Origin of the sequence: Acinetobacter sp. 479375 (assembly GCF_000581715.1) — a bacterium.
Classification (GTDB): Bacteria; Pseudomonadota; Gammaproteobacteria; order Pseudomonadales; family Moraxellaceae; genus Acinetobacter; species Acinetobacter ursingii.
The window spans coordinates 124,183-141,367 of record NZ_JEZN01000006.1; the positions used below are offsets into that span (position 1 = coordinate 124,183).

Annotated in this window: 24 protein-coding genes; 23 read left to right on the forward strand and 1 reads right to left on the reverse strand. The window is 42.0% G+C overall.

Annotated features, from left to right (window positions below; translation table 11 throughout):
- The first annotated feature begins 87 nt into the window (after positions 1 to 87).
- The 18 genes from rplN to J500_RS07440 all read left to right on the forward strand — a co-directional run bounded on the left by rplN (position 88) and on the right by J500_RS07440 (position 10,194).
- Positions 88 to 456: a 50S ribosomal protein L14 gene (gene rplN / locus J500_RS07355; protein WP_004924120.1), complete on the forward strand. Its 369-nt coding sequence runs from the start codon at positions 88 to 90 to the stop codon at positions 454 to 456.
- Positions 457 to 465: 9 nt separating this feature from the next.
- Positions 466 to 786 carry a 50S ribosomal protein L24 gene (gene rplX, locus J500_RS07360; protein WP_004985347.1) on the forward strand — a complete coding sequence of 107 codons (321 nt, stop codon included), beginning with the start codon at positions 466 to 468 and terminating at the stop codon, positions 784 to 786.
- Positions 787 to 801: 15 nt separating this feature from the next.
- A complete protein-coding gene (gene rplE / locus J500_RS07365) occupies positions 802 to 1,338 on the forward strand; it encodes a 50S ribosomal protein L5 (RefSeq protein WP_004985349.1) in 537 nt (178 codons plus the stop codon).
- A 9-nt stretch (positions 1,339 to 1,347) separates the two neighbouring features.
- Complete coding sequence (rpsN, locus tag J500_RS07370) at positions 1,348 to 1,653, forward strand: 30S ribosomal protein S14 (RefSeq protein WP_004985353.1); 306 nt, start codon at positions 1,348 to 1,350, stop codon at positions 1,651 to 1,653.
- Positions 1,654 to 1,664: 11 nt separating this feature from the next.
- Positions 1,665 to 2,060: a 30S ribosomal protein S8 gene (gene rpsH / locus J500_RS07375; RefSeq protein WP_004995115.1), complete on the forward strand. Its 396-nt coding sequence runs from the start codon at positions 1,665 to 1,667 to the stop codon at positions 2,058 to 2,060.
- A gap of 13 nt (positions 2,061 to 2,073) precedes the next feature.
- On the forward strand, positions 2,074 to 2,607 hold the full coding sequence (rplF, locus tag J500_RS07380; RefSeq protein ID WP_004985355.1) for a 50S ribosomal protein L6: 534 nt from the start codon (positions 2,074 to 2,076) through the stop codon (positions 2,605 to 2,607).
- A gap of 14 nt (positions 2,608 to 2,621) precedes the next feature.
- A complete protein-coding gene (rplR, locus tag J500_RS07385; protein ID WP_004869518.1) occupies positions 2,622 to 2,972 on the forward strand; it encodes a 50S ribosomal protein L18 in 351 nt (116 codons plus the stop codon).
- Between the two features lie 2 nt (positions 2,973 to 2,974).
- On the forward strand, positions 2,975 to 3,472 hold the full coding sequence (gene rpsE, locus J500_RS07390; protein WP_004657688.1) for a 30S ribosomal protein S5: 498 nt from the start codon (positions 2,975 to 2,977) through the stop codon (positions 3,470 to 3,472).
- Positions 3,473 to 3,478: 6 nt separating this feature from the next.
- Positions 3,479 to 3,655 carry a 50S ribosomal protein L30 gene (gene rpmD, locus J500_RS07395; protein ID WP_004985357.1) on the forward strand — a complete coding sequence of 59 codons (177 nt, stop codon included), beginning with the start codon at positions 3,479 to 3,481 and terminating at the stop codon, positions 3,653 to 3,655.
- A gap of 3 nt (positions 3,656 to 3,658) precedes the next feature.
- Positions 3,659 to 4,099: a 50S ribosomal protein L15 gene (gene rplO / locus J500_RS07400; protein WP_004995114.1), complete on the forward strand. Its 441-nt coding sequence runs from the start codon at positions 3,659 to 3,661 to the stop codon at positions 4,097 to 4,099.
- Between the two features lie 45 nt (positions 4,100 to 4,144).
- On the forward strand, positions 4,145 to 5,464 hold the full coding sequence (secY, locus tag J500_RS07405) for a preprotein translocase subunit SecY (protein ID WP_171063242.1): 1,320 nt from the start codon (positions 4,145 to 4,147) through the stop codon (positions 5,462 to 5,464).
- 20 nt (positions 5,465 to 5,484) lie between these two features.
- The gene (gene rpmJ / locus J500_RS07410) at positions 5,485 to 5,601 is read left to right on the forward strand and encodes a 50S ribosomal protein L36 (RefSeq protein ID WP_000867907.1); all 117 of its coding nucleotides are present in this window, start codon (positions 5,485 to 5,487) and stop codon (positions 5,599 to 5,601) included.
- A 108-nt stretch (positions 5,602 to 5,709) separates the two neighbouring features.
- Positions 5,710 to 6,066 (forward strand): 30S ribosomal protein S13, encoded by a 357-nt coding sequence (gene rpsM / locus J500_RS07415; RefSeq protein WP_004985363.1) that lies wholly within the window; start codon positions 5,710 to 5,712, stop codon positions 6,064 to 6,066.
- 19 nt (positions 6,067 to 6,085) lie between these two features.
- On the forward strand, positions 6,086 to 6,472 hold the full coding sequence (rpsK, locus tag J500_RS07420) for a 30S ribosomal protein S11 (RefSeq protein WP_001040166.1): 387 nt from the start codon (positions 6,086 to 6,088) through the stop codon (positions 6,470 to 6,472).
- Between the two features lie 12 nt (positions 6,473 to 6,484).
- Complete coding sequence (gene rpsD, locus J500_RS07425; protein ID WP_004985367.1) at positions 6,485 to 7,108, forward strand: 30S ribosomal protein S4; 624 nt, start codon at positions 6,485 to 6,487, stop codon at positions 7,106 to 7,108.
- Positions 7,109 to 7,126: 18 nt separating this feature from the next.
- Positions 7,127 to 8,134, forward strand: a complete 1,008-nt coding sequence (locus J500_RS07430) for a DNA-directed RNA polymerase subunit alpha (RefSeq protein ID WP_004924164.1) — start codon at positions 7,127 to 7,129, stop codon at positions 8,132 to 8,134.
- An 18-nt stretch (positions 8,135 to 8,152) separates the two neighbouring features.
- Positions 8,153 to 8,530, forward strand: a complete 378-nt coding sequence (rplQ, locus tag J500_RS07435; RefSeq protein WP_004924167.1) for a 50S ribosomal protein L17 — start codon at positions 8,153 to 8,155, stop codon at positions 8,528 to 8,530.
- A 167-nt stretch (positions 8,531 to 8,697) separates the two neighbouring features.
- Positions 8,698 to 10,194, forward strand: a complete 1,497-nt coding sequence (locus J500_RS07440; protein WP_004995111.1) for a flavin-containing monooxygenase — start codon at positions 8,698 to 8,700, stop codon at positions 10,192 to 10,194.
- 73 nt (positions 10,195 to 10,267) lie between these two features.
- Here J500_RS07440 and J500_RS07445 read toward each other — a convergent pair whose 3' ends face one another.
- Positions 10,268 to 11,440 carry an acyl-CoA dehydrogenase family protein gene (locus J500_RS07445; RefSeq protein WP_004985371.1) on the reverse strand — a complete coding sequence of 391 codons (1,173 nt, stop codon included), beginning with the start codon at positions 11,438 to 11,440 and terminating at the stop codon, positions 10,268 to 10,270.
- A 188-nt stretch (positions 11,441 to 11,628) separates the two neighbouring features.
- On the opposite strand from J500_RS07445, the gene J500_RS07450 reads away from it, so the two are divergent.
- The 5 genes from J500_RS07450 to J500_RS07470 all read left to right on the forward strand — a co-directional run bounded on the left by J500_RS07450 (position 11,629) and on the right by J500_RS07470 (position 16,990).
- Positions 11,629 to 11,886 (forward strand): succinate dehydrogenase assembly factor 2, encoded by a 258-nt coding sequence (locus tag J500_RS07450; protein ID WP_004985373.1) that lies wholly within the window; start codon positions 11,629 to 11,631, stop codon positions 11,884 to 11,886.
- Positions 11,879 to 12,262, forward strand: coding sequence for a hypothetical protein (locus J500_RS17690; RefSeq protein WP_227613791.1), 384 nt, complete (start codon positions 11,879 to 11,881; stop codon positions 12,260 to 12,262). Before J500_RS07450 ends, J500_RS17690 begins: the two co-directional genes overlap by 8 nt.
- A gap of 542 nt (positions 12,263 to 12,804) precedes the next feature.
- Positions 12,805 to 13,929: a hypothetical protein gene (locus J500_RS07460; protein ID WP_004995107.1), complete on the forward strand. Its 1,125-nt coding sequence runs from the start codon at positions 12,805 to 12,807 to the stop codon at positions 13,927 to 13,929.
- A 112-nt stretch (positions 13,930 to 14,041) separates the two neighbouring features.
- Positions 14,042 to 14,635, forward strand: a complete 594-nt coding sequence (gene rrtA / locus J500_RS07465; RefSeq protein ID WP_004995103.1) for a rhombosortase — start codon at positions 14,042 to 14,044, stop codon at positions 14,633 to 14,635.
- 156 nt (positions 14,636 to 14,791) lie between these two features.
- The gene (locus J500_RS07470) at positions 14,792 to 16,990 is read left to right on the forward strand and encodes a TRAP transporter large permease subunit (protein ID WP_034698984.1); all 2,199 of its coding nucleotides are present in this window, start codon (positions 14,792 to 14,794) and stop codon (positions 16,988 to 16,990) included.
- Positions 16,991 to 17,185 lie beyond the last annotated feature (195 nt).

Genomic DNA, 17,185 nt, shown 5'->3' on the forward strand with positions numbered 1-17,185 from the left:
CGTTCTTGTTGCATCATCGGTCAATTTCGAGTACTCTTTGAGCCTTTCGAAATTGCGACCGGTGTTGCTCGGTTTTGGAGTAGGGCAATGATTCAAACCGAAAGTATGCTCGACGTAGCAGACAATAGTGGTGCTCGCCGCGTACAATGTATCAAAGTACTAGGTGGTTCACATCGTCGTTATGCTTCTGTTGGCGACATTATTAAAGTTACTGTTAAAGAAGCAATTCCACGTGGCCGTGTTAAAAAGGGCGACGTGATGAATGCTGTTGTGGTACGTACTAAGTTTGGTATTCGTCGTCCAGACGGTTCTGTGATCCGTTTTGATGACAATGCAGCTGTATTGTTAAACAACAATAAAGCTCCGATTGCCACTCGTATTTTCGGACCAGTGACTCGTGAACTTCGTACTGAACAGTTCATGAAAATCATTTCATTGGCTCCTGAAGTTCTATAAGAGGCAATCATGGCTAAGATTAAAAAAGGCGATACGGTTATCGTGATCGCAGGTAAAGAAAAAGGCAAACAGGGTACTGTTCTGTCTGTTTCTGAAGACCGCGTTAAGGTTGAAGGCCTTAACTTAGTGAAGAAGCATCAAAAGCCGAACCGTGTAACTGGCGCTGAAGGCGGCATCGTTACTCAAGAAGCTTCGCTTCATATCTCAAACGTGGCAATTTTAAATGCTACAACCCAAAAGGCTGATCGTGTTGGTTACCAAATTGACGAAAATGGCGTGAAAACTCGCGTTTATAAGTCAAATGGTGAATCAGTGGCGACAGCAAAGTAATAGGTTGACACGGCAATGGCCAGACTTAAAACACGTTACAATGAAGAACTTAAAGCTAAGTTACAACAGGAACTTAGCATTAAGAATGTAATGGAGATTCCTCGCATTACAAAAATCACCCTAAACATGGGTGTAGGCGCAGCTGCAACTGACAAGAAATTGTTAGATGGTGCTGTTGCTGACATGACTTTAATTGCTGGTCAAAAACCAGTAGTTACGCTTGCACGTAAATCAATCGCAGGTTTCAAAATCCGTGATGGTTGGCCAATTGGTTGTAAAGTGACTTTACGTGGCGAACAAATGTACGAATTCTTGGACCGTTTGATCTCAATCGCAATCCCTCGTATCCGTGACTTCCGTGGTTTCTCAGCGAAATCTTTCGACGGTCGTGGTAACTACTCAATGGGCTTGAAAGAGCAAATCGTTTTTCCTGAAATCGATTTTGATAAGATTGATCGTATTCGTGGTATGGATATTACTATCACTACTACTGCTCGCACCGATGACGAAGGCCGTGCGCTTATGCGTGCATTCGGCTTCCCGTTCAAATAAGAGGTCGATATGGCTAAGAAAAGTATGATTAATCGCGAGTTGAAACGCGAACAAACCGTTGCTAAATACGCTGCAAAACGCGCTGAATTAAAAGCGATTATTGCCAACGTAAATGCAAGCGATGAAGAGCGTTTCCAAGCGACATTAAAGTTACAGGCATTGCCACGTAACGCATCTCCAGTACGTCTTCGTAACCGTTGTGGTTTGACAGGTCGTCCTCATGGTTACTTCCGTAAGTTCGGTCTAAGCCGTAACAAATTACGTGATACAGTAATGCAGGGTGATGTACCTGGCGTTGTTAAGGCAAGCTGGTAAGGAGCAACTAAATGAGTATGCAAGATACCGTTGCCGACATGCTAACACGTGTTCGTAACGCACAAATGGCAAAGAAACAAACTGTTTCTATGCCGTCTTCTAAGTTGAAAGTTGCAATTGCCAACGTTCTTCAACAAGAAGGTTATATTTCAAACGTAGAAGTTGCTCAAGAAGAAGCAAAAGCTACTTTGACTATTACGTTAAAATATTTTGAAGGCAAACCAGTTATCGAAACTGTGAAGCGTGTAAGCCGTCCAGGTCTACGCCAATATCGCGGTAAAGATAAACTTCCAAGCGTTAAGCAAGGTTTAGGTATTGCAATTGTTTCTACAAGCAAAGGCATCATGACTGATCGCGCTGCACGTGCTGCAGGCGTTGGTGGTGAAGTTATTGCTTTTGTTTCTTAATAGGTGATTCCTCATGTCTCGTGTGGCTAAAGCCCCAGTAACTGTCCCTAACGGTGTAACAGTTACTCAGAACGGCCGGCAGGTCGAAGTGAAAGGCACTAAAGGTACATTGTCTTTCAACCTGCATGCGCTGGTCGAGCTAAAACAGGAAGAAGGTAAACTTCAACTAGCTCCTGCAAAAGAGTCGAAAGACGCTTGGATGCAAGCTGGTACTGCTCGCGCTGTGCTTAACAACCTTGTAAAAGGCGTAAGCGAAGGCTTCGAACGTAAGTTGCAACTTATTGGTGTTGGTTATAAAGCTGCGGTAAAAGGTACAGTTGTGAACCTTAACCTTGGTTTTTCTCACCCAATCGATTACAACCTTCCTGAAGGCGTAACTGCTGAAACTCCAACTGCGACTGAAATTGTTTTGAAGTCAGCAGACAAGCAGTTACTTGGTCAAGTTGCTTCTGAAATCCGTGGTTATCGTCCACCAGAGCCGTATAAAGGCAAAGGTGTTCGTTACTCGAACGAAGTTGTTCTTCGTAAAGAAGCTAAGAAGAAATAAGGCGCGAGGTTCTTATGAACGAAAAGAAACAATCCCGTTTGCGTCGTGCGAAAAGCACACGCTTGCACATTCGTGCATTGGGTGCGACTCGTTTGTGTGTAAACCGCACTCCGCGTCACATCTATGCTCAAGTGATTTCCGCAGATGGTGGCAAAGTATTAGCGCAAGCTTCTACTTTGGATGCCTCTTTACGTAGCGGTTCAACTGGTAACGTAGACGCAGCTACTAAAGTAGGTGCTTTAATCGCAGAACGTGCGAAAGCTGCAGGTGTAACGAAAGTTGCATTTGACCGTTCTGGTTTTAAATATCATGGTCGTATCAAAGCCTTGGCTGATGCTGCTCGTGAAAACGGCTTGGAGTTCTAATCATGGCTAAAGTTGAACAAAACGAAGGTCTTGTTGAAAAGCTGGTTGCCGTTGACCGTGTAGCCAAAGTTGTTAAGGGTGGTCGTATCTTCTCTTTCACAGCATTAACAGTTGTGGGCGATGGGAATGGTCGTGTAGGTTTTGGTCGTGGTAAAGCACGTGAAGTTCCAGCTGCTATTTCTAAAGCGCTTGAAGCTGCACGTCGCAACATGATTACTGTAGACCTTGCTGGTACTACATTGCAACACCCTGTGAATGCTCGTCATGGTGCAAGCCGTGTATACATGCAACCTGCTTCTGAAGGTACTGGCGTAATTGCTGGTGGCGCGATGCGTGCTGTTTTGGAAGCTGCTGGTGTACATAACGTACTTGCTAAATGTTATGGTTCTACGAATGCGGCGAACGTTGTAAACGCGACTTTTAAAGGTTTGCGTGATATGACTTCTCCTGAGAAAGTTGCTGCAAAACGTGGTCTTTCAGTAGAACAAATTCAAGGGTAATCAATCATGAAAACGATTAAAGTTACCCAGACTAAATCTGCTTCGCATCGTTTGAAAAATCACAAACTTTGCCTTCAAGGTTTAGGTCTGCGTCGTATTGGTCATACTGTAGAAGTGCAAGATACGCCTTCTAACCGCGGTATGATCAACAAAGTCTACTATATGGTTAGTGTAGAGGAATAAGCCATGACTCTGCGTTTAAATGAACTTTCACCTGCTGAAGGTGCAAAGCGTGAACATCGTCGCTTGGGTCGTGGTATCGGTTCTGGCGTTGGTAAAACTGGTGGCCGTGGTGTTAAAGGCCAAAAATCACGTAAAAGTGGTGGCGTTCGTCCAGGCTTTGAAGGTGGTCAAACAGCGATTTATCGTCGTTTGCCTAAATTCGGTTTCACTAGCCAAATCGCATTGAAAACTGCGGAAGTACGCTTGTCTGAACTTGCAAAAGTTGAAGGTGATATTGTTTCACTTGAAACTTTGAAAGCTGCGAACGTAGTTCGTCGTGATCAGACTCGTGCACGTGTTGTTCTTTCTGGTGAAGTAACTCGCGCGTTTACAGTGCAAGGTGTTGCTTTGACTAAAGGCGCTAAAGCTGCGATTGAAGCGGCTGGCGGTAAAGTCGAGGAGTAATACCGAGTGGCTATGTCTCCTAGTTCTTCAGGTCATGTCAACATGATGAAAGGACAACCATTTCATGTGAAATATCGTGAAATTATTCGCCGATTAATGTTCTTGGTTGGTGCATTGTTGGTCTTTCGACTAGGAGCGCATATTCCGTTACCGGGTATTGATAATGTAGCGCTAGCCCGTTTTTTTAAAGCCAATGAAGGAACCTTCTTGGGTTTATTTAACATGTTCTCTGGCGGTGCATTAGAACGTATGTCAATTCTGGCTTTGGGAATTATGCCGTACATTTCTGCATCGATTATCGTGCAGTTGATGTCAACGGTTGTTCCATCGTTAGAAGCTTTGAAAAAAGAAGGCGAGCAAGGCAAACGTAAAATCAATCAATACACACGCTATGGCACCTTATTCCTTGCTTTGGTGCAGGGGGTAGGGATGTGTGCAGGCTTGATCAGTCAGGGGATTACTTTGACTTCAGGTCTGGCATTTTATGTTCCAGCAGTGACTTCATTGGTCGCTGGAACTATGTTTTTGATGTGGCTTGGAGAGCAAATTACCGAACGTGGTATTGGTAATGGTATTTCCATGATTATTTTTGCAGGGATTGTTGCTGGATTGCCAAATCAGGTGATTCAGGGTTTCACTTCTGTACAAAATGGTCAAGGCAGTTTAATTGGAATGGCTGTATTTGCTTTGTTATCACTTGCGGTTCTTGCTGCAATTGTTTTCATTGAGAAAGCGCAGCGTCGAATTCCAGTCAACTATGCACAAAAACAGCAAGGTCGTCGTGTGTTTACTGCACAGCAAACACATTTGCCATTAAAAATTAATATGGCAGGTGTTATTCCAGCAATTTTTGCCAGCTCACTGTTATTATTTCCAGCGAGTCTAGGTCAATGGCTTGGAAGTGCTGATCCAAATGCAGGAATTGTGAAACGTGCTTTGCAAGATTTGGCACTCGTGTTATCGCCTGGACAGCCGTTATATCTCATGCTTTTCGGTGCGTTAATTATTTTCTTCTGTTATTTCTATACAGCACTAGTGTTCAGTCCGAAAGAAGTTTCAGAAAACTTAAAACGTAGCGGTGCATATGTACCTGGTATACGCCCAGGGGAGCAAACGGCTCGTTATTTAGATCATATTTTGAATCGTTTGACTTTTATCGGCGCGATTTATATTACTGTAGTGTGTTTAATGCCAATGATTCTGCAAAGTTCATTTGGAATTCCATTTCACCTCGGTGGTACATCGTTGTTAATTGTTGTTGTAGTGGTGATGGACTTTATGGCGCAACTTCAAGCGCACCTGACTTCACATCAATATGACAATCAAACGTTAATGAGAAAAACGACTGCTCATCCTAAGGGATAAGCGCACTTAGAGGTTTCATCATGAAAGTACAAGCTTCTGTAAAGAAAATTTGTGGTAGCTGTAAAGTTATCCGTCGTAATGGGGTTATTCGCGTGATTTGCAGCGCAGAACCTCGTCATAAGCAGCGTCAAGGTTAATCTGATCAAGACCTGTTGATTTCAGTAGGCGAATTAGGTTAATATCCGCCCCTCAAAGTTTTTTTGTGGGGCGGTTGATTTATCTACTGCCTTTTTGGAGAAAAGTGAATGGCTCGTATTGCCGGTGTAAACATTCCGGATAACAAGCATGCTGTTATCTCACTTACGTATATTTTTGGTATTGGTCGCCACACATCTAAGAACATCTTAGCTGCTGTAGGTATTGCACCAACAACAAAAATTCGTGAGTTGGATGATGCTCAGCTTGATGCGATTCGCGCAGAAGTTGCCAAGGTTCCGACCGAAGGTGATTTACGTCGTGAAATTTCCATGAACATTAAACGTTTAATGGATTTAGGCTGCTATCGTGGTCTTCGTCATCGTCGCAGCTTGCCTGTCCGTGGACAACGCACCAAAACTAACGCACGTACCCGTAAAGGTCCGCGCAAACCGATTAAAAAGTAAGATTTCTGGAAGCTAAAAGATGGCTAAAGATACTCGCACACGCAAGAAGGTCACTCGTACCGTCTCTGAAGGTGTTGCACACATTCACGCGTCTTTTAATAACACCATTGTTACGATTACCGATCGTCAAGGTAATGCATTGGCTTGGGCCACCTCAGGTGGACAAGGCTTCCGTGGTTCACGTAAATCAACTCCGTTTGCTGCTCAGGTAGCTGCTGAAGTTGCTGGTAAAGCAGCTTTGGATTACGGTTTGAAAAACCTAGACGTCCTTGTAAAAGGTCCTGGTCCAGGTCGTGAGTCTGCGGTTCGTGCATTAGGCGCAGTGGGTTATAAGATCAACAGCATTACCGATGTGACTCCAATCCCTCACAACGGTTGCCGTCCACCTAAAAAACGTCGCGTGTAAGGAGAAACATTCATGGCTCGTTATATTGGTCCAAAATGCAAACTCTCTCGCCGCGAAGGGACAGACCTGCAATTAAAATCTGGCGTTAAACCGTTTGACGTCAAAACTAAAAAACATGCTAAAGCGCCTGGTCAACATGGCCAAGCTCGCGGTAAGCAATCTGAGTATTCACTACAATTACGTGAAAAACAAAAAGTACGTCGTATGTACGGTGTGTTAGAGCGTCAATTTAGTAATTACTATAAAGAAGCTGCTCGTGTAAAAGGTGCAACAGGTGAAAACTTGTTGAAATTGCTTGAAAGCCGCCTTGATAACGTAGTTTATCGCATGGGTTTTGGTTCTACACGTGCAGAAGCTCGTCAGCTCGTATCTCACCGTTCTATTACTTTAAATGGCCGTCGTGTTAACATTGCGTCTATTCAAGTAAAAGCGGGTGATGTGATTGCAGTACATGAAGGTGCTAAACAACAATTACGTATCAAAAACGCAATTGAATTAGCTGCTCAACGTGGTATTCCTGCTTGGATGGAAGTTGATCATTCTAAGTTTGAAGGTACGTTCAAAGCTGCACCAGATCGTTCTGATCTACCTGCTGAAATCAACGAAAGCTTGATTGTAGAATTGTATTCTAAATAATCCTTGAGGTAGCAATAAATGACGCGTACTGCAAACGAGTTTCTAACTCCGCAAGCGATCAAGGTCGAAGCGGTGAGCGGGACCTCGGCAAAAGTGATTCTGGAACCTTTAGAGCGTGGTTTTGGCCATACTCTAGGTAATGCTTTACGTCGCATTCTATTGTCTTCTTTGCCTGGCGCTGCTGTGGTTGAAGTGGAAATAGAAGGCGTCGAGCACGAGTACAGTACTTTAGAAGGCTTGCAGCAGGACATCGTCGAGCTCTTGCTGAACCTAAAAGGATTGTCTATTAAGCTGTTCGATCAAAATGAAGCATATTTGACATTGGAAAAACAAGGTCCTGGCGATATTACTGCTGCGGATCTTCGTTTACCGCATAATGTTGAAGTGGTTAACCCAGAGCATTTGATCGGCACATTGAGTGCTTCAGGTTCAATTAAAATGCGCCTGAAAGTTTCTCAAGGTCGTGGTTATGAAACTTCTGACTCGCGTTTCCCTGAAGGTGAAACACGTCCTGTAGGTCGTCTACAGTTAGATGCTTCTTATAGCCCAATCAAACGTGTTTCTTACACCGTTGAAAATGCGCGTGTTGAACAACGTACTGACCTTGATAAACTGGTCATTGATCTTGAAACCAATGGTACTGTCGATCCTGAAGAAGCGATCCGTAAAGCGGCAACAATCTTGCAACAACAAATTGCAATTTTTGTTGATCTTCAGAAAGATCAGGCACCAGTGGCTCAAGAACCTCGTGAAGAAGTTGACCCAATCTTGCTTCGTCCAGTAGATGATCTAGAGCTTACTGTTCGTTCTGCTAACTGTTTGAAAGCAGAAAATATTTACTACATTGGTGATCTTGTTCAACGTACTGAAGTTGAGTTGTTAAAAACTCCTAACTTAGGTAAAAAATCGTTGACTGAGATTAAAGATGTTTTAGCTTCGAAAGGCTTGCAACTCGGCATGCGTTTAGAAAACTGGCCACCTGCTAGTTTACGCATGGACGATCGTTTCGCCTATCGTAGCCGTTAATTAAGTAGGACTATCACCATGCGTCATCGTAATAGTGGTGTGAAATTAGGCCGTACAAGCAGCCATCGTAAAGCGATGTTCCAAAACTTGGCGAATTCTTTGTTTGAACATGAGTTGATTAAAACAACTGTGCCTAAAGCAAAAGAATTACGTCGTGTTGCTGAGCCTTTAATCACTCTAGCAAAAAACGATACAGTAGCAAACCGTCGTTTGGCGTTTGCTCGTACTCGTTCAGCTGCAACTGTAGGTAAATTATTTACCGTACTTGGCCCTCGTTACAAAGAACGTAACGGCGGTTATCTACGTGTGCTTAAAGCGGGCTTCCGTGCAGGTGATGCTGCACCAATGGCTTATGTTGAGCTTGTAGATCGTGAAGTAAACACTTCAGCAGAATAAGATACTTATTCAAAAAAAGATCGGTTTTTACCGATCTTTTTTTTTGCCTTTTGAAAAATTGTCCTCAAGTGATAAGAAAAAGCGACAAATGACCCAAACTTGACATTGCACATTGTCAAATTTGTGCTTTAATAAAATGGAACAGTTCTCAAGGTTATAAAAACAACATGGAAAAGATCGTTGATGTATTAATTATAGGTGCAGGTATCTCTGGGATTGGAATTGCGGCACATCTTGCTAAGAATTCTCCACAACGTCAATTTGAAATTATTGAACGTCGTGACAGTATTGGTGGAACTTGGGATTTATTTCGTTATCCTGGCATTCGCTCTGACTCTGATATGTCGACGTTTGGTTTTAATTTTAAACCATGGCGTAGTGCAAATGTACTCGCGGCTGGCCCCGCAATTAAGGGATATCTAGGCGAAGTGGTTGATGAATTTGATTTAAAGAAAAAAATTCATTTTAAGCATCGCGTACTTACAGCCAATTATGATACAGCCAAGAAAAAATGGTTTGTCGAAATTGAAGATGCCAATCAAAAAAGGCAAACTTGGATTGCGAATTTTGTCGTCGGATGTACGGGTTATTATAATTATGATCATGGCTTTGAACCTGATTTTCCAAATAAGGATATTTTCAAAGGTCAATTTATTCATCCACAGCATTGGCCTGAAAATCTGGACTATACAGGCAAGAAGGTGGTGATTATTGGTAGTGGCGCGACTGCGATTACGTTGGTGCCAGCAATGGCAAAAGGGGGGGCAGGGCATGTCACGATGTTACAGCGCTCGCCAACTTATATTGCGTCTATTCCTTCAATCGATTTTGTCTATGACAAAATGCGTAAGCTTTTACCAGAAGATGTGGCATATAAATTAACACGTGCGCGCAATATCGGCATGCAACGTGGTATTTATGCCTTATCTCAGAAGCAACCACAGTTAGTGCGTAAACTGCTTTTAAAATCAATTGAAATGCAGCTTAAGGGTAAAGTGGATATGAAGCACTTTACGCCGAGCTATAATCCTTGGGATCAGCGTTTGTGTGTCGTACCTGATGGTGATTTATTTAAGATTTTGCGTTCTGGTAAGGCTAGCGTTGAAACCGATCAGATTGAGAAATTTACTGAAACAGGTATTCAGTTAAAATCAGGCAAACACTTGGATGCAGATATTGTGGTCTCTGCAACAGGTCTAGAAATCCAGATTTTGGGCGGCATTAAAGGGACAATCGATGGACAGCCTTTGGATACTTCAAAATCAATGCTGTATCAGGGGGTCATGGTCAGTGATGTTCCGAATATGGCGATGATCATCGGTTATATTAATGCATCATGGACACTCAAAGTGGATGTCGCCGCAGACTATATTTGTCGTTTGCTGAATTATATGGATAAAAATGGCTATGATGAAGTCATTCCAGAAGGTGATCAAACCGAGTTAATGGATGATACCGTGATGGGAAGTCTGTCTTCAGGTTATATTGCTCGTGCCGCCAAAGTAATGCCAAAACAAGGTAAACATGCACCTTGGAAAGTGACCAATAACTATCTGGCAGATCGTAAGGCACTTAAAAATGCGCGTTTTGATGATGGCGTTTTAAAGTTTCATAAAGTAGATACAAGTGTTGAACGAAAATCCAAGCCAAAATTAGTTTCATAATCTCGATATGTAAATTAGAAAAGGAGCTTAGATAAGCTCCTTTTTCATTGCATTAGCAAAGATGGGTTAACGATCAGAGTGTCCGCGAAATCAATTCTTTCATAATTTCATTGGTTCCTGCATAGATGCGATTTGCTCGGTTGTCGATATAGGCGCGAGCAATTGGATATTCCAGCATATAGCCATAGCCACCATGTAGCTGTAAACAATCATCCACGACTTTGGAGAACATGTCAGAAATTTTATATTTGGCTGCTGCGGCTGCATCTATCCCTAATCGTTCTTCGAGCTGTAACTGCATACAGCGATCTAAATACGTTCTACAAAAGTCGATTTCAGTGCGTAATTCAGCGAGTTTAAAGCGGGTATTCTGAAATGATCCAATTGGCTTACCAAAAGCTTTACGATCCTTAGTGTATTGAACTGTATGAGCAAAAGCAGCTTCAGCACCTGCCTGACAGATAATGGCAACTAACATACGCTCCCATGCCAACTCTTTCATGAGCATCATGAAGCCCATACCTTCCATACCCAATAAATTTTCTTTAGGGACGCGAACATTATCAAAGAATAATTCGCAAGTATCCTGACCTTTCATCCCAATTTTATTCAGCGGTTTGCCTTTACTAAAACCAACTCGATCAGCTTCAACGATGATTAAGGATAAATTGGCTGAACCCTTTTCATTATTTCCAGTTTTACATACCACAATGGCCATATCGCATAAATAGCCATTGGTGATAAAAATTTTAGAGCCATTGATGACATATTCATCGCCATCTAAAACAGCAGAAGTACGCACAGCTTGTAAGTCTGAACCTGTCCCTGGTTCGGTCATGGCAATCGCAGTGACGACTTCTCCACTTGCCATTTTTGGCAGCCACTTCTGTTTTTGTTGTTCATGACCAAAATTATTAATGTAATTGGCAACGATATCAGAGTGTAATGAAAATCCAGTACTGGAGTCCATGGCATAGGCTTGTTCTTCAATCAAAATCATACTGTAAAGACGATCCACTCCAGAACCACCATATTGTTCTGGCATGGTGGTACATAACAATCCCAAATCGCCTGCCTTGTTCCATAAATCACGATCAACATGTTGTTGTTTTTCATATTTTTCAATATTGGGAACTACTTCTTTTTCGTAAAATTTACGTACAGTTTCACGGAAGGCTTCATGCTCTTCATTAAAAAGATTGCGCTCCAGCATATTAGGAATGGGACGAATCGCAGCTGATTGCATTGTTATTGTATCCTTGCAGTTTGTTTTCTCAGCAGAAAGTAAAAATCATCTGACTCAGGCAAACAATAGGATGAATGCTCAAAAGTGAAGTGCGAATGATGGATTTAGTCATTCAGCTCAATCAATTACCCACAAACCTATGCTGATCGGTTAAACTAGCGGGGTTTTTTATCGACTTGGGGAATCTAATGTCTGAAGAACTTACGCTCGAAGAGCGCAAGGTGATTTATCGTGCGCGACGCGGCCTGAAAGAAATTGATGTCTATTTTGATCCTTATGTCCGTAATCATTACCTGAGCGCTGAACCCGCAGAAAAAGCACTTTTTGCTGAATTGGTTGATCAGGAAGATCCAGATTTACTGGATTGGTTTATGGAAGTATCAGAACCACCGAAGCCAGAGCTCAAAACCTTTATTTTGAAACTCAAGCATTACGTGCATGGTTAATCATCAATTTCAACTGAAACGCAGCTTGCTTGCCCTGTTGTTTCAGTTGGGAATGTTGCTATTGATCGGAATCATCTGGTTTCAGCTTTTTCCATTTTATATGTCTTTAAGTGCAATATTTTTGGCAATCATTGCTTATCTTGCGTTCTTGAGACGTTCGAAAATGTGCTCTTTGGCTTATCTCGATCAAGATCTTTGGTCAATTCAATGGCGCAATCACAGCAAAATTGAACATGTGCAGCTTTATCGTGTGATAGATCACCACATTTATATAGTTCTATATTTTAAGCAAAATCGCAATTCGCAGATCATTTGGCGTGATCAAGTGAGTTTAAATCAATGGAAACAGCTCAAAGTCATGGCAAAACTGGTTTAATTGTTAAACAATTTAAAAAATAGAATAAAATTAAAATAGATTAAAATCAGAGTGTTAAGTTATTTAAATAAAATTTAGGCGCATATTGTCTGATCAAATCATTGAAAAAACAGCCTAAACAGGCATTGTCTGACAATTTTAAAGTTGTGTCTCAAAGACTTCAGTTAAAGTACAAATACCAACGTAAAGTGTGAAGGAGGTCAGAAATGATCGATATTCCAACGTGGTTGTTTCCAGTCATTGCTTTTGTTTTGGCAGTGGTTATAGGACGAGCAGGAACTTTACTCAGGGATTATATTGAACACCATCAATAAATAAGAGTACAACCCATTCTCAGTTAACAAGTAGCATGTGCTGAACCGTCGCAATGCTACTTTTTTTTGCCTAAAATTTGTATAAACACAAGAAAAAAGCCAATCTTTTCATTATTTTTTTATGTCATATTACGTGATTAATATTAGAGTAATTGCTCTTTTATTCGCCTTGTGCATCTGATAAGGTACAACGCAAAGGAAAAATAAAATGATTTCGAGGGATAGAAAATGCCAAAAGTATTCAAAATAGGTCAGGGTTTGGCCGTTGCGGTTCTTGCCTCATCTGTATTGTCTGGATGTTCCTATGTGATTAAATCGGGTGCCAATGTTGCCTTGAATTTTAGTGAAAATCATATTGTTCCACCTATTTTGGCAATGGGTGATGTGGATATGATTTGTAATTCTGGGAATGCATTAACGCCAGCAATTATGGCGACCAAAGATATGGGCGCTGACCCGACCAATATGGCAGTATTACTGTACGCTGGTGCAGGAATGTGTGCAGAGAATCAGGCATTAGAAGGTGAATTACGTTATTTGCGTGCTTCTAAAGCGGGGCAGGTGACGGAAGCCCAAGACGCACGTATTGAACAAAAACGTTGGGCTGCAATTGCTGCACAGCGTCAATATAATGCTTACCAATTATTTGCACAGCGTTGGGAAAGTAAATATAAATATCATTTAGGTGAGTCTTGTCCAAAAATGCGTAGTGACAAGGATCAACTGACTTATATGCTTGGATTGTTAAGTGGTTTGCAGGCCGTAACCAATGACATCAATTCTGGTGGTGATGTCAATGTACCTAAAGATATTGCAGGCATTGTTGAACGGAGTATGGCTTGTTTGGACAACACCAAGTTTTGGGGTGTGCCAAATGCGACTCGTGCTGTCATCTGGACTTTATTACCAGGGGCCGATGAAGGAAAACCTGATCCTTATGTGACTTTAAAACAATCCATGCAAATTGGTGAGCAAAAAGGGGTGAGATTACCTCACGCATTATATGCGGTTGCAGCGCAAGCCAGTGGCGATGATAATAAAATTCGTGATGCGCTTAGATCATACGCTGAGTCACGTGGTGATGATAAACCTGTCAATCCGAATTTCAGACTATTTGATGCAATGGCAGGGGTGATGATTCGTGGTATTTCGGATCGTTACTGGACTGAGCATACAGGTGTGCGTACTGGCGATGATGGGATGACCACTTTCTGGGATGAGCAAAATAAAACATCTTCAGAGCTAGAAGATTTATTTAATGATGGCGGTGCAGGTGCTAGCAGTCCTGATGCAACGGGTGAGAGTAATGCTGATTCTCAATCGATGCCTATTGAGGAAAAGCCAGCTGAGTAATTCAAGGAAGTCGAAAAAGCTTAAAGAACTGAATATTTAACTTGATCGTGGAGGGGATGAGGCTGTTGGAAAACACCTGATCCCTTTTGCACATGTGAATGGAGGGCAAATCATGAAAGATGAAGATCTCATTAAAAAAGTGATTTTTGTCGCGGTATGTATTTCCATTTCAGCATGTTTACAGGTTTTTTCAGATTGGTTTATTTACTGGCGACCTGCTTTATTAACAGAATTCTGGCGTTTATGGACGGCGCATTGGGTGCATGTCGGTTGGATACATTTTCTACTGAATATGTTGGCGTTTGCCTGTTTGCCTTTTATTTTTCCTCATGCCAGAACACGACATATGACCTTATTATTGATGGTGTTATCGCCATTTATTAGTCTCATGTTTTACTGGTTTATGCCTCATATTGAAGCTTATGCAGGCTTATCTGGTGTGTTGCATGGTATGTATGTTGCTGTTGCGATCGTGTATTTAAAATATCCTAAAGAACGTAATTTCGCTCTTTTAGTTCTAGCGCTGATTGTCATTAAAATTATCTGGGAAAATACGTGGGGTAATAGCCGTACTGCACAACTCATTGGCAGTCCTGTATTGGTTGAGGCACATTGGTTAGGTGCTCTCGGTGGAATACTGGCAGGAAGTGCCTATTTACTCAAACAAAAACTGAAATACGAGAAAGTTGACAAAATAAACCGCTAAAAGTTGCGATCAAGCCATTCTTTAATGGAAAGGTATGTTGCAAATTTAAACAATGGAAAAGGACTGCAATGGGGGATGGAACAACCCGTTGCCAAGGAGAGATCACTTAAAACTATCGCTGGTTTGGGTGATGCTGCAAAAAAAATTGGAAAAGACATGCAAGAAAATCAAGAAAATAGATCTGGCTTGGGTCTCCTGAGTTATATCTGGAACGAATGGATTTCAACATACGTCATCCTCATTATGTTATTGCTAACACTGATTATTGGAACAGGTGAAATGATCCATGGTCAGATGTTGCGTATGGGTGAGCGTTTATATGGTGATCCTGCAAGTGGGATGCAATATTCTTTTTTACGTGCTGAACCACAAAAACCAGACTGTGAACGCCATCCAAATATCGATGCGCAAGTTCAGCAACAGATGCAAGCCAATAAACATGATGAGTTTGCTGACTTTTTTGGTGCAGCATCTGAATCAGACGTCCGTGCTTCATTATTGGCGGCACAACAACTGTGTGAAGAAAAGTATCAGTTTTACGATAAAGCGATGAAGCATATTGAATCGCATCCATCGCTTCGTGCTTATCGCACCATGGAAACCACTTTCTTTGGTATTTTTAAATTTGGTACAGAGAATCGTACGATTTTCCTACTGATTATGGTGTTTTTTGCTGCCATTACAGCCAGCTTGAAAATCCATCATATTGGTCTGCGTAGTCCAAAAACACGCGTTGATTTCCGTGTTTATTCAGTGGCGATGGTGCTGGGGAATGCATTATTAACCGCATCTACTGTGAGCCAATATCGTTCCCTGATCAATTCAGGTGTGACATTGACCACTGAAACATTGGTCATTGCATGGTTATGGATGGGCTTATTTGGGATCTTGACCTTAATTAGTGTGTACCAACTCTTCAGAATTCCAAAAACGGCATTGCCGGGTGGAAACTTTGGCTTAGCCTTACTCAGTATCCCTTTATATGCTTTTATGTCCATTTTGACAGGTATTGCATTTACCTTCTTTATGGATTACCCAATGGGGCAAGGGATTTATTTGAGTATTCTGGTCGAATTCTCAGGGATCTTCTTGAATTTGGCGTTATTTATCTGGGCGGGTATGTTGTTAACTCAGACGCGTGTGATGGATTTGTTCCTGAACATTTTACGTCCGTGGAATCTTGCACCTGAAACTCTGACTTGGCTCATTCTCTTAGCAGCGGCAATTCCGACAGCTTATACAGGCGCTTCAGGGATTTTCGTGATTGCAGCAGGTGCGATTATCTATAAAGAGGTCTGGAACTCGGGCGCACGTCGTCAATATGCATTGGCTGTCTCTGCCATGTCGGGTTCATTGGGTGTAGTGATCCGCCCGTGTCTACTGGTGGTTCTGATTGCAATGCTGGATAGCCGTCATGTCACGTCTGACGAGTTGTTTGATCTTGGCTTCTATGTATTCTGGTTGACGGCATTTATTTTCTTAGGCGTGTCGTTACTGCTGGCTGAAACCAAATTCCGTGTGAATTCACCTAAAGTTGCGATTCCAGGCATGTTACGTGCTTTCATGCCTGTAATTCCTTATATCGTGATCACAGTGATAGTTTTGGCGTTCTATAAGTATGGTCTAGACACCAGTATGAACGAATTCACTGCACCTGTGATTTTACCACTGGTATTGATTGCGATTATCCTGTTTGACAAGTTGCGTAAAGAGCCAGAATACATCCCTCAAGTAGAGGCGCATGAATCTTTAGTTAAGCAACATGAGCAGGATTCTCCTTACTTACGTGAGCATGGCGCGCAAAGTGACCAATATCGTCGTGGTTTTTTCAGCTCTATGCACTTTGCCACAGCGGAGACCGTCGGGCATATCGGCGCATTGATTATCTTGATGGCGCTTTCTGCGAGTGTTGGTGGTCTGATTGAACGTACCGAAATCGTGGAATATTTACCGACTCATTTAGGTAGCATTTATATTTCATTGTTCTTTATTGCGATGCTATTGGCTTTGATTGGAATGTGTACCGATCCATTTGGTGCGGTGATTCTGGTGGCCGCAACCATTGCTCCAGTCGCCTACGAAAATGGTATTCATCCGATTCACTTCTGGATGATTGTACTAGTTGCCTTCGAGTTGGGTTATGTCACGCCACCAGTTGCACTGAATCATTTGTTGACGAGGTTGTCAGTCGGTGATGAAGAGGTCGCAGCAGCAGATCGTGAAGCTAAAGAAAAATATACCAGTTTCTATTATCGCTATGAGCGTTGGTTATTGCCGATCATGGTGCTATTTCCAGCGTTAATGATTGTGACCTTTGCACCTTATATCTTTAAGATGTTCGGTTGGTATCATTAATCTGCAAAGATAAAAAATAAAGCACCTTTGGGTGCTTTATTTTTTACGATTGAAATCAATCGCATCATCAAACTAGACTTTATTCAGTGATTTATTACCAGAGATATTTTGGATCGCGAATCAACAGGCTGCTTTCCTTAAGGCGTAAATAAGTAAACAGGCTAAAGTCGAATAATTTGATTTAAGCATTTTCTA

Excerpts from the sequence above, each read along its gene's own strand:
- rplN (WP_004924120.1), top strand. The coding sequence starts at position 88 with ATGATTCAAACCGAAAGTATGCTCGACGTAGCAGACAATAGTGGTGCT.
- rplX (WP_004985347.1), top strand. The coding sequence starts at position 466 with ATGGCTAAGATTAAAAAAGGCGATACGGTTATCGTGATCGCAGGTAAA.
- rplE (WP_004985349.1), top strand. The coding sequence starts at position 802 with ATGGCCAGACTTAAAACACGTTACAATGAAGAACTTAAAGCTAAGTTA.
- rpsN (WP_004985353.1), top strand. The coding sequence starts at position 1,348 with ATGGCTAAGAAAAGTATGATTAATCGCGAGTTGAAACGCGAACAAACC.
- rpsH (WP_004995115.1), top strand. The coding sequence starts at position 1,665 with ATGAGTATGCAAGATACCGTTGCCGACATGCTAACACGTGTTCGTAAC.
- rplF (WP_004985355.1), top strand. The coding sequence starts at position 2,074 with ATGTCTCGTGTGGCTAAAGCCCCAGTAACTGTCCCTAACGGTGTAACA.
- rplR (WP_004869518.1), top strand. The coding sequence starts at position 2,622 with ATGAACGAAAAGAAACAATCCCGTTTGCGTCGTGCGAAAAGCACACGC.
- rpsE (WP_004657688.1), top strand. The coding sequence starts at position 2,975 with ATGGCTAAAGTTGAACAAAACGAAGGTCTTGTTGAAAAGCTGGTTGCC.
- rpmD (WP_004985357.1), top strand. The coding sequence starts at position 3,479 with ATGAAAACGATTAAAGTTACCCAGACTAAATCTGCTTCGCATCGTTTG.
- rplO (WP_004995114.1), top strand. The coding sequence starts at position 3,659 with ATGACTCTGCGTTTAAATGAACTTTCACCTGCTGAAGGTGCAAAGCGT.
- secY (WP_171063242.1), top strand. The coding sequence starts at position 4,145 with ATGAAAGGACAACCATTTCATGTGAAATATCGTGAAATTATTCGCCGA.
- rpmJ (WP_000867907.1), top strand. The coding sequence starts at position 5,485 with ATGAAAGTACAAGCTTCTGTAAAGAAAATTTGTGGTAGCTGTAAAGTT.
- rpsM (WP_004985363.1), top strand. The coding sequence starts at position 5,710 with ATGGCTCGTATTGCCGGTGTAAACATTCCGGATAACAAGCATGCTGTT.
- rpsK (WP_001040166.1), top strand. The coding sequence starts at position 6,086 with ATGGCTAAAGATACTCGCACACGCAAGAAGGTCACTCGTACCGTCTCT.
- rpsD (WP_004985367.1), top strand. The coding sequence starts at position 6,485 with ATGGCTCGTTATATTGGTCCAAAATGCAAACTCTCTCGCCGCGAAGGG.
- J500_RS07430 (WP_004924164.1), top strand. The coding sequence starts at position 7,127 with ATGACGCGTACTGCAAACGAGTTTCTAACTCCGCAAGCGATCAAGGTC.
- rplQ (WP_004924167.1), top strand. The coding sequence starts at position 8,153 with ATGCGTCATCGTAATAGTGGTGTGAAATTAGGCCGTACAAGCAGCCAT.
- J500_RS07440 (WP_004995111.1), top strand. The coding sequence starts at position 8,698 with ATGGAAAAGATCGTTGATGTATTAATTATAGGTGCAGGTATCTCTGGG.
- J500_RS07445 (WP_004985371.1), bottom strand. The coding sequence starts at position 11,440 with ATGCAATCAGCTGCGATTCGTCCCATTCCTAATATGCTGGAGCGCAAT.
- J500_RS07450 (WP_004985373.1), top strand. The coding sequence starts at position 11,629 with ATGTCTGAAGAACTTACGCTCGAAGAGCGCAAGGTGATTTATCGTGCG.
- J500_RS17690 (WP_227613791.1), top strand. The coding sequence starts at position 11,879 with ATGGTTAATCATCAATTTCAACTGAAACGCAGCTTGCTTGCCCTGTTG.
- J500_RS07460 (WP_004995107.1), top strand. The coding sequence starts at position 12,805 with ATGCCAAAAGTATTCAAAATAGGTCAGGGTTTGGCCGTTGCGGTTCTT.
- rrtA (WP_004995103.1), top strand. The coding sequence starts at position 14,042 with ATGAAAGATGAAGATCTCATTAAAAAAGTGATTTTTGTCGCGGTATGT.
- J500_RS07470 (WP_034698984.1), top strand. The coding sequence starts at position 14,792 with ATGCAAGAAAATCAAGAAAATAGATCTGGCTTGGGTCTCCTGAGTTAT.